General features: G+C 63.9%; 11 protein-coding genes and 1 pseudogene. 8 read left to right on the top strand and 4 right to left on the bottom strand.

Annotation, left to right across the window (positions count from 1 at the left end):
• Positions 1 to 38 precede the first annotated feature (38 nt).
• Positions 39 to 1,565, bottom strand: coding sequence for a permease (locus tag ACSHT2_RS17275; protein ID WP_440642606.1), 1,527 nt, complete (start codon positions 1,563 to 1,565; stop codon positions 39 to 41).
• Positions 1,562 to 2,311 carry an ABC transporter ATP-binding protein gene (locus tag ACSHT2_RS17270; RefSeq protein WP_440642861.1) on the bottom strand — a complete coding sequence of 250 codons (750 nt, stop codon included), beginning with the start codon at positions 2,309 to 2,311 and terminating at the stop codon, positions 1,562 to 1,564. The genes ACSHT2_RS17275 and ACSHT2_RS17270 overlap by 4 nt, the downstream gene beginning before the upstream one ends.
• A 262-nt stretch (positions 2,312 to 2,573) precedes the next feature.
• Between ACSHT2_RS17270 and ACSHT2_RS17265 the strand changes: the two genes are divergently transcribed.
• The 6 genes from ACSHT2_RS17265 to ACSHT2_RS17240 all read left to right on the top strand — a co-directional run bounded on the left by ACSHT2_RS17265 (position 2,574) and on the right by ACSHT2_RS17240 (position 9,369).
• Positions 2,574 to 3,449: a branched-chain amino acid ABC transporter permease gene (locus ACSHT2_RS17265; protein ID WP_035706754.1), complete on the top strand. Its 876-nt coding sequence runs from the start codon at positions 2,574 to 2,576 to the stop codon at positions 3,447 to 3,449.
• 5 nt (positions 3,450 to 3,454) lie between these two features.
• Entirely contained in the window at positions 3,455 to 4,606 is a 1,152-nt protein-coding gene (locus tag ACSHT2_RS17260) for a branched-chain amino acid ABC transporter permease (RefSeq protein WP_440642605.1), read from the top strand.
• On the top strand, positions 4,603 to 5,361 hold the full coding sequence (locus ACSHT2_RS17255) for an ABC transporter ATP-binding protein (RefSeq protein WP_440642604.1): 759 nt from the start codon (positions 4,603 to 4,605) through the stop codon (positions 5,359 to 5,361). Before ACSHT2_RS17260 ends, ACSHT2_RS17255 begins: the two co-directional genes overlap by 4 nt.
• A gap of 3 nt (positions 5,362 to 5,364) precedes the next feature.
• Positions 5,365 to 6,153 carry an ABC transporter ATP-binding protein gene (locus ACSHT2_RS17250; protein ID WP_440642603.1) on the top strand — a complete coding sequence of 263 codons (789 nt, stop codon included), beginning with the start codon at positions 5,365 to 5,367 and terminating at the stop codon, positions 6,151 to 6,153.
• A 95-nt stretch (positions 6,154 to 6,248) separates the two neighbouring features.
• Positions 6,249 to 8,087, top strand: a complete 1,839-nt coding sequence (locus ACSHT2_RS17245; RefSeq protein ID WP_440642602.1) for an AMP-dependent synthetase/ligase — start codon at positions 6,249 to 6,251, stop codon at positions 8,085 to 8,087.
• Between the two features lie 82 nt (positions 8,088 to 8,169).
• A complete protein-coding gene (locus ACSHT2_RS17240; RefSeq protein WP_440642601.1) occupies positions 8,170 to 9,369 on the top strand; it encodes an ABC transporter substrate-binding protein in 1,200 nt (399 codons plus the stop codon).
• 402 nt (positions 9,370 to 9,771) lie between these two features.
• Here the strand turns inward: ACSHT2_RS17240 and ACSHT2_RS17235 are convergent, their stop codons facing one another.
• Positions 9,772 to 10,887, bottom strand: a complete 1,116-nt coding sequence (locus ACSHT2_RS17235; RefSeq protein WP_440642600.1) for a lysozyme inhibitor LprI family protein — start codon at positions 10,885 to 10,887, stop codon at positions 9,772 to 9,774.
• A 94-nt stretch (positions 10,888 to 10,981) separates the two neighbouring features.
• Positions 10,982 to 11,713, bottom strand: coding sequence for a transglutaminase-like cysteine peptidase (locus ACSHT2_RS17230; RefSeq protein WP_440642599.1), 732 nt, complete (start codon positions 11,711 to 11,713; stop codon positions 10,982 to 10,984).
• A gap of 620 nt (positions 11,714 to 12,333) precedes the next feature.
• Here ACSHT2_RS17230 and ACSHT2_RS17225 point away from each other — a divergent pair.
• Positions 12,334 to 14,097, top strand: a pseudogene (locus tag ACSHT2_RS17225) (FecR family protein); the annotation flags it as partial.
• Positions 14,077 to 16,602, top strand: a complete 2,526-nt coding sequence (locus ACSHT2_RS17220; RefSeq protein WP_440642860.1) for a VCBS domain-containing protein — start codon at positions 14,077 to 14,079, stop codon at positions 16,600 to 16,602. The pseudogene ACSHT2_RS17225 and the gene ACSHT2_RS17220, both read left to right, overlap by 21 nt.
• Positions 16,603 to 16,640 lie beyond the last annotated feature (38 nt).

Here is a 16,640-nt window from a genome sequence, read left to right as displayed (position 1 = left end):
CAATGGCCTGTGATCAACAGCGCGTCAGTGTCGCACCTTCACCCTCGCCTGGGGCTGAACCTCCAGGTAGCGGCGACGAGGCTGGCTGTGATCAGGCCGCTGATCAGGCCGGCAAGCGGCAGGGCGAGCAGCAGAGCGGCGGTCGCGGCCCATCCGATTGAGGAGAAGGCTTCGGCGAAGGTCGCAAGCCGCGAAGACGTCTGGCGGCGGCGGAATTGGCTGCGCCGGGCCTGCACCCGGAACCAGAGCTGGATCGCCGTCGCCGAGGCCGCGGCGATGACGATCGCGCCGGCGCTGATGGCCGCCTGGAATGGCGAGGCGAAGGCCAGCGCCGCGACCAGCGGACTGAAGATCACGGCGCTTGCGATCAGCACCACCTCGATCTTGGCGCGGATGACGCTGGATGACATCAGCGGCGCGGTGGCGACGAGGTCGGGGGCGTCCTCGCCCGAGATCGTCAGCCAGGCCAGCCCGCCGGCAAGCTGTCCGGCCGCCATCACGATGACAGGCGTGATCAGCGTCAGCGCCGCGGAGCTGTCGGCAAAGCTGCGCCAGAGCAGGAGCGCCGGCGGGACCAGATAGAGCAGCTGCATCAATGTCTGCGAGATCAGCCAGGGATCGCGCCAAAGGAGCATGAATTCCTTGCGCCGCAGCGCCTGCTGGCGCGATCCGCCGCGGAACGGGCGCTCCTTCGCGCGGGCATGGGCGGACGTGCCGTACGCCGCCGCATCGATCGCGGTGTCGGCGAAGCGGTGCGAGAAGATCGCCATCACGCTGCCGAGCAGCACCAGGGCGAGCGCGAGAAGCAGCAGCAGCGCCTCGCTGTCGCCCATGGTCGCCCGCGCCGGCCACCACCAGATGCTGTCGATGTCGGGCGCGTAGGCGGCAAGGCTCCCCGAGGTCAGAATGGTGAAGCGCGACAGCGTGCCGTAGGACATGATGGCCGCGACCTGGACCGCGATCACGAAGCCCGCACCGATGATCGCGGCGAGGATCTGGGCGATCAGGCGCGTTCGCGCCGGGCCGATCAGGCGGAACAAGAGAATGGTGACGGCGATCGCGATCGCCGCGGCCGACAGGCCCATCGCAACGACGACGCCGAAGGCGGCAAGCCAGCGCGCGCCGCCGCCGATCACCAGCACGTCGATGAAGGGCGTCGAGAACAGCAGCGCGAGCACGGTGACGGTCAGCGCAATGGCGGCGATGCGGACCGAGAACAGATTGGCCAGCGTCGCCGGCGAGGACATGATCAGGTCGAGATCGGCGCGGGCGTAGAACACCCGCGTCACCGATTCGATCGCCTGCGACAGCATCAAGGTCCAGGCGAGAAAGATCGTCGCCGAAATCATGATCAGCGAGGACTTGTCGAGCGGCAGCTGCAGGTCGGCGAAACGGCCGATCACCGCCCAGGCCGGCAGGTGCAGCAGCGCGGCGAAGCAGAGCAGGCCGATGACGGCAGCGCGCGCCCGCTTGCGCCGCCCGCCGGTCATCATGGCGAACCATTCGCGCCAGGCGAGCCGCAGCTCGTGGCGGGCAAACCACGACAGCGCCGTCGCCGAGCTCATGCTGCGGCCTGAAGCGTCACCAGCGCGATGAAGAGATCCTCCAGGCTGGTGTCGGCATGGCCGTTTTGTTGACGCAGCTCCGCCAGCGTGCCTTCGGCGACCAGGCGCCCGGACGCGATCACGCCGATGCGGTCGGCCATGCGCTCGGCGACCTCGAGAATATGCGTGGTCATGATGACGGTGCAGCCGGTGCGGACGCGCTCGCTGAGCAGGCCCTTCACGTGGCGTGCGGAGACGGCATCGAGCCCCGTCAGCGGCTCATCGAGAATGATGAGGCGGGGATCGTGCACCAGTGCCCCTGCGAGAGCGACCTTCTGGCGCATGCCCTTGGAAAATCCCTCGCAGCGCTCGCGCCGGTGCGCCTCGAGCCCGAGCGAGCCGAGCAGCTCTTGCGCGACCGGTTCCGAGGCCGATGGGGCGATGCCCCAGAGCCCGGCGACGAACTCGAGATATTCGAGCGGGGTCAGCTTGTCGTAGATCATGGGCTCGTCGGAGACCCACGCCATCACCTGCTTGGCGGCGGTTGGGTATTGGAGTGCGTCGATGCCGAAGATCGAGACCGTGCCGGCATCGGGGCGCAGCAGGCCCGCAACCATGCGCAAGCTGGTGGTCTTGCCGGCGCCGTTGGGGCCGACCAGCGCATAGAATTCGCCGGCATGAACGGTGAGATCGAGGCTGTCGACCGCCGGACGGTCAAAACGCTTCGTTAACCCTCGGACTTCCAGCGCCGAGTTGTCCGGCTTCATGACGGCCACACCATCCGGTTTTGCATGCCCCGAGACCATGACCCGAAGATATTTCGGCACGGTGAATCGTTTTGACGCAAATTCCTCATCCGGGATCGACCAAAGGCAAGTCACCGTTTGTTGACAGCGCGCGGGCGTTCAGGCTGAATTGGTACCGGGACAAATGGCGCTAACGCAGCGAAACGACTGCGTAGCGACTGGACACAAGATGCGGCAAGGCGGTCAGGAAGAGCCGCCGGTTGCATCGGGAGGACACGCGTCGATGCTGGATTTTGTTCAGCAGCTGGTCAGCGGTGTTGCGCTCGGCTGCGTTTACGGCCTGATCGCGCTCGGCTTCGTGCTCGTCTACAAGGCCACCGAGGTCGTCAACTTCGCCCAGGGCGACCTGATGATGCTGGGCGGCTTCTTCGCCTTCACCTTCATCGGCATGATGGGCCTGAACTACTGGATCGGCTTTGCCGGTGCGGTGGCCGCGATGGCTCTGTTCGGCATGCTGGCGGAGCGCGTGGTGGTACGGCCGATCCTCGGCTATCCGCAGTTTTCGATCATCATGGCGACGATCGGGCTGGGCTATTTCCTGCGCTCGGTCGCCGGCATGATCTGGGGCACCGACGACCTGAAGATCGAGACGCCGTTCAGCCAGGGCGTGCTGCGCATGGGCTCGCTGGTGCTCGCCTACGACAAGCTCTCGGTGATCGCGGCGACGATGATCCTCTGTACGCTGCTGTGGCTGTTCTTCAACAAGACCACGCTCGGCACCGCAATGCGCGCCAGCTCCGAGAACATGCTCGCGGCCTATTACATGGGCATTCCGGTCAAGCGCGTGGTGTCGGTCGTCTGGGCGATCAGCGCGGCGGTCGCGACCTGCGCCGGCGTGCTGCTGGCGCCGATCACCTTCATCCACTCCAATGTCGGCCTCGTGCTCGGCCTCAAGGCGTTTCCCGCCGCCGTGCTCGGCGGCTTCGGCTCGATCCCGGGCGCAGTGGTCGGCGGGGTCTTGATCGGCGTGATCGAGAGCATGGCCGGCTTCTACCTGCCCGAAGGCTGGAAGGATGTCGCGCCCTATGTCGTGCTGCTGACCGTGCTGCTCTTGAAGCCCGAGGGCCTGTTCGGCCTCCACGTCCGCAAGAAGGTCTGAACGCCATGCGCTTCCTGTTCAAGACCGACTACGAAGACGACATCAAGCTGGTCCCGCATTCGGGCTACGTCGTCTCCTACGGCATCCTGCTCGCGCTGCTGCTGATCGCGCCCCATGTGCTCTCCAGCTATCTGATGAGCCAGCTCGTCTTCGTCTGCATCTATGCAATCGTCGGCGTGGCGCTCTTGATCCTGACCGGCTTCACCGGCCAGGCTTCGCTCGGGCACGCCGCGTTCCTCGCGATCGGGGCCTATACGGCTGCCTATCTGCAGACATACAACGTGCCGTTCCCGGTCTACTTCCTCGCCGCCGGGCTCTTGACCGGCATCATCGGCGCGATGGTCGGCTTTCCCGCCCTCCGGCTCACCGGCATCTACCTCGTCATCGCCACGATCTCCTTTGCCTTGATCGTCGAGGAAATTCTGGCGCGCTGGGAGAGCGTCACCAATGGCAACGAGGGCATGCGGGTCAAGACGCTGTCGCTGCTCGGCGTCGCCGTGCCGCGCGATAGTCCGACCTTCTATTACCTCTGTCTCGCCGTGCTGGTGCTGACCATCGTCGGCACGCTCAACCTCCTGCGCTCCCCGACGGGGCGCGCCTTCGTCGCGATCCGCGACTCCGAGACGGCGGCGCGCAGCATGGGCGTCAACGTCGCGATCTACAAGGTGAAGTCCTTTGCGATCTCGGCGGCGATCACCGGCTTTGCCGGCGTGCTGTTCGCGCACAAGCTCTCCTTCATTTCGCCGGAGATGTTCACGCTCCAGCTCTCGATCGAGTTCATCATCGTGATCCTGATCGGCGGAACCTTCAGCCTGCACGGTGCGGTGCTGGGCGCGATCTTCATCGTGATGATCGATCCGTTCCTGACGTATCTGAAGGACGACATGCCCGGCATGATCGCCGGGATCGCTGCGACATTCGGCGCCGGCCCGGCCACCGCGGGAAGCATCCAGTCGAGCGTCGCGGCCTTCGCCTCGCTCAACGGCCTGAAGGGAGCGATCTACGGCATCATCATCGTGCTGTTCGTGCTGTTCGAGCCGCTCGGGCTCTACGGCCGCTGGCTGAAGATCAAGCTCTTCTTCCAGCTGTTCCCGCTCTACAAGCGCGCCACCTTCAAGCGGCAGAAGATCTACGTGAAGTCGGAGCGCAATCGATGAGCTATTTCCGTGCCGAGAACCTGTCGCTGCATTTCGGCGGCCTCAAGGCCGTCGATGCGGTCTCGTTCGCGGTCGAGAAGGGCGAGATCCTCTCGATCATCGGACCCAACGGCGCCGGCAAGAGCTCGATCTTCAACCTGATCTCGCGGATCTACCGGCCGACCTCGGGCCGCATCTTCTTCGAAGACCAGGACATTACCGAAGAGCCGCCCTACGACATCGCCAGGCTCGGCATCGCCCGCACCTTCCAGAACATCGAGCTGTTCGAGAATGCGACCGTGCTGTCGAATCTCCTGGTTGGCCGCCACCGGCACTCGACCACGCAGCTCTGGCAGGAGCTGCTGTTCCTGCCGAGCGTGCGGGCCAACGAGAAGGTGCATCGACGCCGGGTCGAGCAGGTCATCGAGTTCCTCGATCTCGAACCCTTTCGCGACAAGCTGATCTCCGGCCTGCCCTACGGCGTGCGCAAGGTGATCGAGCTGGCACGCGCGCTGTGCTCGGAGCCGAAACTGATCCTGCTCGACGAACCGTCCTCCGGCCTCAATGTCGAGGAGACCGACGACATGTCGTTCTGGATCCGCGACCTGAAGAACGAGCTCGGCGTCACCGTGCTGATGGTCGAACACGACATGTCGCTGGTCAATCGCGTCTCCGATCGGGTCATCGCGCTGAACTACGGCCGGGTGCTGGCGATGGGCTCGCCTGCCGAGGTGCAGCAGCACCCAGATGTCGTCGCCGCGTATCTGGGAGCCTGACCGATGGATGCCGCTGTGAGCCCGGATATCATCCTGAAGCTCTCCAACGTCGAGAGCTATTACGGGCCGATCATGGCGATCCGGGGCATCTCGCTGGAGGTGCCGCGCGGCCGCATCGTCACGCTGCTCGGCGCGAACGGGGCCGGAAAGACCACGGTGCTGAAGACCATCTCGGGCATCCTCGATCCGCAGAAGGGCGCGATCGAGTTTCTGGGCAGGCCGATCCAGCGCATGGAGGCTGACCGGATCGTGCGGCTTGGTCTCAGTCACGTGCCGGAGGGGCGCGAGGTGTTCCCGTTCCTCTCGGTGCGCGAGAACCTGATGATGGGCGCGTATCCCCGCAAGGACCGGGACGGCGTCGCGGAGGATCTGGAGCGCGTCTACGGCTATTTCCCGCGGCTGAAAGAGCGCATCAACCAGCCGGCCGGACAGCTCTCCGGCGGCGAGCAGCAGATGCTCGCGATCGGACGTGCGCTGATGAACCGGCCGACGCTGCTGCTGCTCGACGAGCCCTCGCTCGGCCTGTCGCCGCTGCTGGTGAAGGAGATCTTCGCCATCATCCGCAGGGTCAACGAGGAGCAGGGCATGTCGATCCTTTTGGTCGAGCAGAACGCCAAGGTGGCGCTGGAGACCGCACATTACGGCTATGTACTGGAGATCGGCCGAATCGTGATGAACGACAGCTGCGACCGCTTGATGCATTCCCAGGACATCCAGGAGTTCTACCTTGGCGCCAAGGAGGCGGGCGCGCGAGGCGAGCGGCGCTGGAAAAAGAAGAAGACGTGGCGGTGAGGAAGAGCTGGCAGTAAGATGAGCTTGCCATCCGCAACATAGACCGCCGGCAAGGCAGGCAGCGGAGGCAGGCGACGAGGAGGGAGGAGAGGCGCATGGCCCGACCGGCGGTGCTGACGGTCGCTGATACGATCGCGAAGAGCTTCTTGCGCGCCGCCGAGACGCGGGGCGACAGGCCGGCGATCCGCGAGAAGAAATTCGGCATCTGGCAGCCGACGAGCTGGCGCGAATGGCTGGAAATCTCGAAGGAGATTGCCTACGCGCTTCGTGCGATCGGATTCATGCCCGGCGAGGTCGCCTCCATCGTCGCCAATGCGGTTCCGGAATGGGTCCACGCCGACATGGGCATCCTGTGCGCCGGCGGCGTCTCCTCCGGAATCTATCCGACCGATTCCTCGTCCCAGGTCGAGTATCTCGTCAACGATTCCCGCACCAAGGTGATCTTCGCCGAGGACGAGGAGCAACTCGACAAGATCCTCGCCTGCCGCGCACGTTGCCCGTCCCTGCAGAAAATCATCGTGTTCGACATGGAAGGCCTCAGCGGCTTCTCCGACGACATGGTGATGTCGATCGACGAGTTTCGCGCGCTCGGCCGCAACCACATGGTCGGCCGCGAAGCGCTGTGGCAGGAGATGATCGACAGCCGCGGCGCCGGCGATCTCGCGATCCTCGTCTATACGTCCGGCACGACCGGCCCGCCCAAGGGGGCGATGCACGCCAACCGCAGCGTCACGCACCAGATGCGGCACGCCAACGACTTCATCCCGGCGCAAGAGGACGAAGACCGGCTGATCTTCCTGCCGCTCTGCCATGTCGCCGAGCGCATCGGCGGCTACTACATCTCGGTCGCGCTTGGCTCAGTGATGAATTTCGCCGAGAGCCCGGAAACCGTGCCGGACAATTTGCGCGAGGTGCAGCCGACCGTCTTCCTCGCGGTGCCGCGCATCTGGGAAAAGTTCTATTCCGCCATCACCATCGCGCTGAAGGATGCGACGCCGCTGCAGCAATGGGTCTATCGGCGCGCGATCGGCATCGGCTACCGCATGGTCGAGTGCAGGCTCGAGGGCAGGGCGCCACCGCTGTCGCTGCGCCTCGCCAACCGCATCGCCTACCAGGTCGCGTTCCGCAACATTCGCCGCATGATCGGGCTCGACCGCTGCCGCATCGCATTCACCGGCGCGGCGCCGATCGCGCCGGAGCTGATCCGCTGGTATCTGGCGCTCGGCATCGACGTGCACGAGGTCTACGGCCAGACCGAGAATTGCGGGGTCGCCACCATGATGCCGGCGGAAAGGATCAAGCTCGGCTCGGTCGGCACCGCGGTGCCCTGGGGCGAGGTCGCGCTGTCGCCCGACGGCGAGATCCTGATCAAGGGCGACTTCCTGTTCATGGGCTATCTGAACCAGCCGGAGAAGACCGCCGAGACCATCGATTCGCGCGGCTGGCTGCACACCGGCGACGTCGGCGCCATCGACAATGAAGGCTTCGTCCGCATCACCGACCGGATGAAGGACATCATCATCACCTCCGGCGGCAAGAACATCACGCCGTCCGAGATCGAGAACCAGCTCAAGTTCTCGCCTTACATTTCCGACGCCGTGGTGATCGGCGACAAGCGGCCGTATCTCACCTGCCTCGTGATGATCGACCAGGAGAACGTCGAGAAGTTCGCCCAGGATCACGATATCCCCTTCACCAATTACGCCAGCCTGTGCCGGGCGAGGGAGATCCAGGACCTGATCGGGCGCGAGATCGAACAGGTCAACGGCAATTTTGCCCGCGTCGAGACCATCAAGAAGTTCTATCTGATCGAGCGCCAGCTCACCCCGGAGGACGAGGAGCTGACGCCGACCATGAAGCTGAAGCGCGGCTTCGTGAACAAGCGCTACGCTGCCGAGATCGAGGCGATGTATCGCGAACGTGCGGTGGCGTGACGATCTGGGTCGATTCGAGAAAGCGAAGGAGCCGTGGCCCTCGCCCTTCGTCCAACACGGGCCTTTAGGAGAGGAGACGTCAATGTCGAAATCGTTCAGCGCATTCGGCCTTGCTGTGGGTGCCGTGGTGCTCACCTGTCTGCCGGCCGCAGCGCAAACCAAGGTCACCAACCAGGGCATCTCGGCAACCGAGATCGTCGTCGGCACTCACCAGGACCTGTCGGGTCCGATCAAGGGCTGGGGCGTCCCGGTCGCAAACGGCATGAAGATGGCGGCCGAGGAGATCAATGCGTCCGGCGGGATCAACGGCCGAAAGATTCGGCTGGTCGTCGAGGACAGCGGCTATGATCCGAAAAAGGCCGTGCTGGCTTCGCAGAAGCTGATCGAGCGCGACAAGATCTTCGCGATGGTCGGACCGATGGGATCGCCGACAGTGCTCGCCGCGCAGGACATCCTCTTCGATGCCGGCGTTCTGCAGCTGTTCCCGCTGACGGCGGCCGAGTTCACCTTCAAGTTCGATCCGGCCAAGCCGCAGGAGCGATTGAAGTTCAACAACCTGCTGCCATACGTCGAGAGCACGCGGGCCGCGCTGAAATACATGATGGAGTGGAAGGGCTTCAAGAAGCCCTGCATCATGCATCAGGATGACGAGTATGGGAAGAACGTGCTCGACGGCTTCAATCAGCAGCTCACCGCCATGAAGGCGCAGCCGGCTTCGATCACGAGCTACAAGCGCGGTGCCTCCGATTTCAGCGCGCAGATCGCCAAGATGAAGTCCGACGGCTGCGACCTCGTCGTGCTCGGCACCGTGCTCCGCGAGACCATAGGGGCGATGTCCGAAGCCAAGAAGCTCGGCTGGGACGTCACCTTCCTCGGTGCCACTCCCACCAACGTGATGGAGGTTCCGGCGCTGGGCAAGGAAGCCGTCGAGGGTCTTTATGCCGCCAGCGGCTTCGAGATTCCCTATGAGGACACCGCCAAGGGCAAGGTGAAGGATTGGCTCGTGAACTACAAGAAGATGTTCAACGCAGACGCCAACACGCAGGCGATCATCGGCTACAACGCAATGATGACCTTCGCCTTCTACGCGAACAAGGCGGGCAAGGATCTGACGGGCCAGAAGATGCTGGACTCGCTCGAGTCGGGCGAGAAATTCCTCGACATCTTCAACTCGCCGCCGACCAAGTTCTCCAAGACCGACCACCTCGCCAACACCATCACCCAGGTGCAGCAGGTCAAGGGCGGCCGCTGGGTGCTGGTGAAGGACAATCTGATGTTCTGATGTTTGCTTTCCCCCTCCCCTGGAGGGCAGGGCAATCGCATATGAGGAAATGCGGCGGGAAACTCGCTGCGGCCATCCTTCGAGACGCCCGCCTCCGGCGGGCCCTCAGGATGAGGCCGGAGTGTGCAGCGGCAGTTTCAAGGGTACCGCTTTAGCGAAGCCTCATCCTGAGGAGACCGCAAAGCGGTCGTCTCGAAGGACGAGGCGCTTGCTCAGGCCCGTCCGAAAAGTCATATGCGATAGCCCTGCCCTGGAGGGGGAGGGTCGATCGCGAAGCGCGAGCGGGGGGTGATCTCTCAACACGGGCACTGTTCGTTGGGGAGGGACCTTCACCCCACCCCGTCTCACATCTCGCTGCGCTCAATGTGAGCCGACCCTCCCCCTCCAGGGAGGGTTAAGGGTTCATGATCCCCCACCCGCGGTGCCCGAGTTCACCGGCGCCAGCTCGTCTTCCCGGCAGCGCCAGCCATCGGCGGCCTTCACGAAGGCGAACGTCCGCTGGATCCTCAGGCGGCGCGTGACGCTGAAGGCCTCGGTGGAACGTCCGTTGTTGCCGGCTTCCGGCTGCGGACGACCCGTCCTGGCGTCCCAGCACGTGCCGGTGCAGGCGGAGGCAACCTTGCTGCACATGGTGAAAGGCGCCAGCACGGCCATTTCGATTTCGCCGGTGACCTGCGCCTCCTGCTCGGTCACCTGGCTATCGATGGCATAGACGCGGTTGATGCGCAGGAAGCTGCCGCAGGAATTGGCCGCATGGATGCGCGCGGCGCAGAAATCGACCGCGTCGGTGTCGGGTGAGCGTGCCGCGACCTGCCGGCCGAACACCTTCTTGGGGTCGCCCTTCGCCGCGCGGACTTCATCGGTCTTGCGCTTCAAATGGTCGGCGAGACAATCCTCCGCGGATTCGAGCTCTTGCAGCGGCACGTTCTCCTTGCCGACCAGATTGCATTTGCGGTCGCGCTCTCGCGTCCACCTTCCATATTCGGCGAAGGCAAAGCGGGCCGCAGTCGGGGCCAGCTTGCCGATCAGGCCGAGCGCCTGGCCGTTGAGCTCGGTTTCGGCAAGCGCCAGCGACGGGTCGGCGCAGATCAGCGCGCCCGCTGCGGTGTTGGCCGCGAGGCAGTCGAAATCAGGATCGCGTACGATCGCGGCGCGCTCCTCGGTCACCTTGAGCAGGCACGCCTTCACCCGGTCGAAATCGTCGGGGCGGATTGCGGTCCGGCCGACGATGTCGCAGCCGAGATTGCGCTGGCGGATCCAGATCGCATTCTCCTCGATTGCAGGCAGGCGATCGGGCAGGCGGGCGAGCCGCGCCTCGATCGCCGTGCTCAGCTTCTCGGCGGCGGCGGCAAGCTCGGCGTCACCGCAGAATAGTTGGTTGGAGAGATCGCGAATCTGCTGGCATTTGTTCTTGGCAAACAGCGGCAGCCTGTCGGCGATCGAGCGTTCGGATTGCGCGGAGGCGGGCGTTGCCGGCAATGCCAGCAGCGCAAGCACAGACAGCACGATGAATCGCATTTCCGCCGCCCCGCATGGAAAACAGCATGCTAGCGTCTGGGATCGAGCGGCGAAATGGCTTTGTGGTGGGGGGGAATCCGGCCTGCAGGGAGGATCAACGCGCCTCTGCGGCCGCGATCGAGACTCGCACCGGTTCGTCGACATACTTCATCACGGCCGATTGGTAGAGCACGAACAGCGGCTGATAGCTCCGCTCGGCGTCGTCCTCGACCATCGCCATGCGGCGATTGTCGAGCATCAGCCAGTGGCCGTCGAGCCGTGCAGCAGCAATCGCGTGCTCCTCGCCGGCGCGGATGTCGCGCACCACGAGGATGCGGAGGTCTTCGGGAGGAACGCCCGCCAGCCGCAGCGCGGCGAGCTTGGCGATGGCATAGTCTTCGCAATCGCCGGCGCCGCGCGCGAAGGTCGCAAGCGGCGAGCTCCAGACGTCGTCGTTGTCGTCATTGGCGGCGTGGATGGCGAGATTGATGGCGCGGTTGGTCTCGCCGAGGCGCGCACGGCCGTCGCGGGCGCGGGCCTGGTCGACGATGGCGAGCAGCTTCAGGGCAGCGGGCGAAACGCAATTGTCCCGGTCGCCGTCGCACAGCGCGAGCTGCACCATGTCGTCGTCGAGCTTGTCCTTCAGCGTCGACCATTTGTGCTGGAGGCCGCCGGACGAGATGGCGAAGGCGAACACGCCGAACGGTTCGGCGGATTTGCGCACGAGGACGCCGGCGCCCGGCGACAGCAGCGTGCCGGCGCGAAGCTCGGCGGCCGATCCGAGCAGGATCAAGCCGCATAAGATCAGGGTTGCGCGCCAGGCGCGCGAGCGAGCAGCGGTCTCCATCTGACATCCCCTTCCCAGGCTTCGCGAGATCCCCCTCGATCTCGACGTGCCGGGCTTTGTTGCTTTCCTGGAGATAGTGCGAGGCGGGCCGTTTTGTTCTGCTTAACGCGCCCGGCAGGGGTCCCAAAACCGTGGGACAGGCTGAAACAGGCTTGCCCAAATTGCCTAAAATTTTACGATCCCGAAGCTACGAGGGGCCCCGCTGCCGCGAAATGGATCCAGTTGCAGGCAGAAGTTGCGAGGTCACTGATTCTGCGCCTTAGGCTAACGGCCCGCTATTTCACGGGTTCTGTTAGTTAGGTCACAGATTTAGCGCCGTATTTGCCGCAGGATGATGCAGGGCATCATGCAAGAAAGATGACGCGAGTATCTCTTCGACCAACTTTACGATGAACAACTTGGGATGATGGGAAATGCGTGCATCTAAGCTCATTTCGACTTCAGAATGCTTGGAACGTTACTTCAGCTTCTCTGGGGTGGCACCGCCCTGCGGAGGCTGTTACGGCCAGGTGACGCGAAATCACACAAGCAATAGATGGTTTCGCTAAGGACTTGGTAATGCTAAGCAAGCTTAGGTAGTTGATACTTACTTAAATTTTAACCCTTTTCACGGTGCCCGGTTGAATTACGCTGGCAAATTCGACGCCGCGACGTCCTTGGACGGCCAGGGTTCCGGTTCGCCCGGCCATGTCCATGCCGATTCCTTTGCGGCCAAGCCTTTCATCGCAAAGGCGCATGGCCATGTGCCTGATGGCGCGTTCGTTGTTCCCGACCCTAACCTGATCTTCAACGGCGAGTTCAAGCGCGCCGGCCTCGATCTCGTGCTGTCCCACGAAGGTCAGGAGTTCGTGGTTCACGACTATTTCAGGGGCGACAAGCGCGCCGCGGTCGCCTCGCCCGACGGCGCCCACCTCACCGGCGACATCGTCAACGCTCTCACCGGCCACGTCCAGGTCGCCCAGGCCGCGCCCGGAGCCGCTGCGGCCCAGGTCATCGGCCACGTCACAAAACTCTCGGGCAGCGCGACCGCCATCCGCAACGGCGTCTCGGTCATCCTGAACAACGGCGACAATGTCGAGAAGGGCGACGTGGTCTCGACCGGCGCCGATTCGACGCTCGGCATCACCTTCATCGACGGCACCGTGTTCGGCCTGTCCTCCAATGCGCGGATGGTGCTGAACGAGATGGTCTACGACCCCAATGGGTCGAGCAACTCCTCGCTGCTCAGCCTGGTTGCGGGCACCATCACCTTCGTCGCCGGCGAGACCGCCAAGCACGGCGACATGAAGGTCGACACGCCGGTCGCGACCATGGGCATCCGCGGCACGGCGGTGCTGACCCAGATCAACTTCGTCGTTCCCGCCGGTGGCGGCGATCCGCAGCCGCAGGCGAGCTTCCAGGTGTTGGTCGAGCCGAACGGCACGACCGGCTCCTACATCCTGTTCGACAAGATCACGCTGCTGCCGATCGCGACGGTCAACCAGGCCGGCCAGATGATCCAGATCAGCGGCGGCAACGTCTCGATCACCAATGCGCTGATGTCGCCGGAGGTGCAGAAGCTGATCACGGACGTGTTCACGCTGAAGTTCACCGACAACAACACCAACACCAAGCTGACCACGAACTTCACCGACACGATCACGCCGATCAGCTTGGACTTCGTGTTCAAGTCGGGGTCCGGCCCTGTCGCGATCGCGACATTCGTCAATCTCGGTTCGCAGGAACGCAGCGGCCCCGGCAATTCCACGCCGCAGGCCACCCGTGTTCCCGGCCAGCCGATCGTGCAAAGCTTCGACGCCGGCGGCAATGTAAAGACGGCCTTCTCGCTGAGCGAGCGCACGGACACCACCGGCGACACGCATGCCGATACGGTCACCGGCCTGATCAGATTCCTCGATCAAAATCTCGGCGACCGGCCGACGGTGTCGGTGAGCCTCGCCGAGGCGCCGAACTACGTCTACAAGAGCGCCGGCCAGCAGGACGTTACCACCTCGCTCACCGAGCTCCAGAAGCAGGGCATCGCAGCGACGCAGATCCAGATCAGCGTCGTTGCCGACCCCGCCAACGAGAACAACGGCTCGGCGGTCTGGACCTACACGATCCCCGACAAGGTCTTCGACTTCCTCGCGGCCGGCGAAACCCTGACGCTGACCTACATGGTCCGCGTCGACACCAATTTCTCGGTGAACCCCGAGTCCAGGTTCATCCCGATCACCATCACGATCACGGGAACGAACGACAAGCCCACCGTGGCGACGTCGGGCGGGATCGTCATCGAGAAGGTCGGGACCGGTAACGAGGCTCTGGACACCATCACGGGCACCGTCACCTTCACCGACGTCGATCTGACGGACCGGCCGATCGTGAGCGCGGCGCTCTCGTCGACCCAGCCGTTCAAATATCTCGATGCCGAAGGCAACGACATCACCGCGACGTTGACGCCGCAGCAACTCGCCGCGATCGCGGCCGTCAAGGTGCCGCTGACGGTGGTGCAGGGCGCGGGCAACGGCAACAACGGCTCGGCCACCTGGACCTACAGCGTTTCCGACCATCTCTTCGACTTCCTTGCCGAGGACGAGAAGCTGATCCTCAATTACGTGGTGCAGGTCGATGACGGGCACGGCGGCATCGTCAGCACGCCGCTCACGGTTTCCATCAATGGTGCCGACGTCAATGTCGAGGGCACCAACGACGTACCGACGATCGTCGAGGACGACACGATCCCGACCGGCGCGGTAACCGAGGATGCGGCAACCCTGACGGCGAACGGCACCATCGCCTTCAACGACCCTGATCTCACGGATACCCACACCGCGAGTTATGTCCTGAAGACGACGACGTCGAGCGCGCATTTGCCCGGCTTCACCGACGGGACCTCGCATATCGGCACGTTCACGCTGACGGCGGTGAGCGAGAGTCCCGGCGTCAGCTCGCGAGGGTCGGTCGGCTGGACCCTTGCGATCGACAATAACGATCCGGTGTTGCAGTCGCTGGCCGAAGGCCAGACCGTCACGCAGGTTTATACCGTTACGGTCGACGACCATCACGGGGGGACGGTCACCAAGGACGTCACGGTCACCATCACCGGTACCAATGACGCGCCGACCATCACGAGCGACGCAGACGCTGCAACGGGGAGCGTCACTGAGGACGCCTGCGCAACGTTGTCGATCGACGGTACGCTGGCGATCCAGGATCTCGACTTGATCGATACCCACACGGCGGAAGCCGTGTTCAAATCGTCCACGTCAAACGTTCAGCTCCCGGGCTTCGCCGCGGGCACCCCGCTCGGCACCTTCTCGATCGATTGCGCGGTCGACGAGTTCAATACCGACACCGACAATGGCGCGACGCTGGGCTGGCATTTCACGCTCGACAACAGCAATGCGGTGCTGCAATCGCTGGCCGAAGGGCAGACCGTCACGCAGGTCTACACCGTCACCTTCACTGACAATCACAATGCGACGGTCACGCAGGACGTGACCGTCACGATCAACGGCGTCAACGACGCGCCGACCGTCACCAGCAGCGCCGCAGATGCCACTGGAGCGGTGACCGAGGATGCCAGTGCGACGTTGTCGATCGGCGGTACGCTGGCGATCCAGGATCTCGACCTGATCGATACCCACACGGCGGAAGCCGTGTTCAAGTCGTCGTCCGTCAGTTCGGCTCTGCCGGGATTCGGCGCCAACTCGAACATTGGCACCTTCACGATCGATCCGTCGGTGCTCGAATCCAGCACCGATACCAGCAATGGCGCGACGCTGGGCTGGCACTTCAGCCTCAACAACAGCAATGCGGTGCTGCAATCGCTGGCGCAGGGCCAGACCATCACTCAGGTCTATACCGTCACGTTCGACGACCAGCATGGCGGCAAGGTGAGCCAGGATGTCACCGTCACGATTACCGGCACGAACGACGCGCCGACGCTCGCCGATCTCGACATTGGCCCGCTCACGGACACTGCCGCGGCCGACACCTTCGCCAATCTCGCCGGCCATTTGTCCGGAACGGATGTCGACAGCGGCGAGACGGCGACGCTGACCTATGCCGTTCTGAACGCAGATCACCATGCGGTGACGACGGTTGCAGGACTGTACGGCTCGCTGACGGTCAACCCCGACGGCAGCTACAGTTACGTTCCCAACGCGACGGCGATCAACGCGCTGCCGGAGGGATTTTATACGGATACGTTCACCGTCCAGACCAAGGACGCTCATGGTGCGACCGGCACGGCAACGCTCACGGTGGACGTGACAGGCGCGAATGACACGACCAATGCGCCCGTGATCGACGTCGCCGAGATCAGCGTCACGCAGGAAGGCGACCAGGTCTTCGTCCACGGTATCTCCGTCAGCGACGCCGACTCTGCCGTCGATGAAACCTTCACGCTCGCCGCGACCGCGGATTCGGGCACCTCTGTGGACCCCGCATCGACCTCCGACACATTGGCCAACCTCAATTCGGCGCTCCAAACGCTGGCATACACCGATCCGGGCCAGAGCGCGGCTGCGACGGACAAGGTCGTGATTACGGTGACCGACAGCCACGGTGCGACCGATACGGTCAATCTGATCTTCAACCTGAACGAACAAGGCCCGGTGACCCTCGCCAGCACCAACGGCAAGGATGTGCTGTTCGGGACCGGCTATCAGGATCAATTCGTATTCGCCGCCGACTCTAACCACGACACGATCCTCGATTTCGAGCACGGTCAGGACCACATCAATCTGACGGCGGTTGTGACGACCGATATCGACTCGGCATGGATAGCCCAGCACGCGGCGGCCTCAGGAGCTGACACCCTGATCACGATCAATGCGACGGACACCATCCTCCTGAAGGGCGTCGCCCAGGTCCAGGCGAGCGACTTCATCGTCCATGCCTGATCGCTGGGCGATGGGCCGCGATCGTCTGCAAGCCGATC

The sequence above is a fragment of the Bradyrhizobium sp. PUT101 genome (assembly GCF_052043945.1).
In the GTDB taxonomy this organism is placed as follows: domain Bacteria; phylum Pseudomonadota; class Alphaproteobacteria; order Rhizobiales; family Xanthobacteraceae; genus Bradyrhizobium.
This window is presented reverse-complemented; position numbering and strand designations above follow the sequence as displayed.

What these genes read in the sequence shown, in the direction of transcription:
- ACSHT2_RS17270 (WP_440642861.1), bottom strand. Translation starts at nt 2,311, where the DNA reads ATGAAGCCGGACAACTCGGCGCTGGAAGTCCGAGGGTTAACGAAGCGT.
- ACSHT2_RS17235 (WP_440642600.1), bottom strand. Translation starts at nt 10,887, where the DNA reads ATGCGATTCATCGTGCTGTCTGTGCTTGCGCTGCTGGCATTGCCGGCA.
- ACSHT2_RS17265 (WP_035706754.1), top strand. Translation starts at nt 2,574, where the DNA reads ATGCTGGATTTTGTTCAGCAGCTGGTCAGCGGTGTTGCGCTCGGCTGC.
- ACSHT2_RS17240 (WP_440642601.1), top strand. Translation starts at nt 8,170, where the DNA reads ATGTCGAAATCGTTCAGCGCATTCGGCCTTGCTGTGGGTGCCGTGGTG.
- ACSHT2_RS17245 (WP_440642602.1), top strand. Translation starts at nt 6,249, where the DNA reads ATGGCCCGACCGGCGGTGCTGACGGTCGCTGATACGATCGCGAAGAGC.
- ACSHT2_RS17260 (WP_440642605.1), top strand. Translation starts at nt 3,455, where the DNA reads ATGCGCTTCCTGTTCAAGACCGACTACGAAGACGACATCAAGCTGGTC.
- ACSHT2_RS17275 (WP_440642606.1), bottom strand. Translation starts at nt 1,565, where the DNA reads ATGAGCTCGGCGACGGCGCTGTCGTGGTTTGCCCGCCACGAGCTGCGG.
- ACSHT2_RS17250 (WP_440642603.1), top strand. Translation starts at nt 5,365, where the DNA reads ATGGATGCCGCTGTGAGCCCGGATATCATCCTGAAGCTCTCCAACGTC.
- ACSHT2_RS17255 (WP_440642604.1), top strand. Translation starts at nt 4,603, where the DNA reads ATGAGCTATTTCCGTGCCGAGAACCTGTCGCTGCATTTCGGCGGCCTC.
- ACSHT2_RS17230 (WP_440642599.1), bottom strand. Translation starts at nt 11,713, where the DNA reads ATGGAGACCGCTGCTCGCTCGCGCGCCTGGCGCGCAACCCTGATCTTA.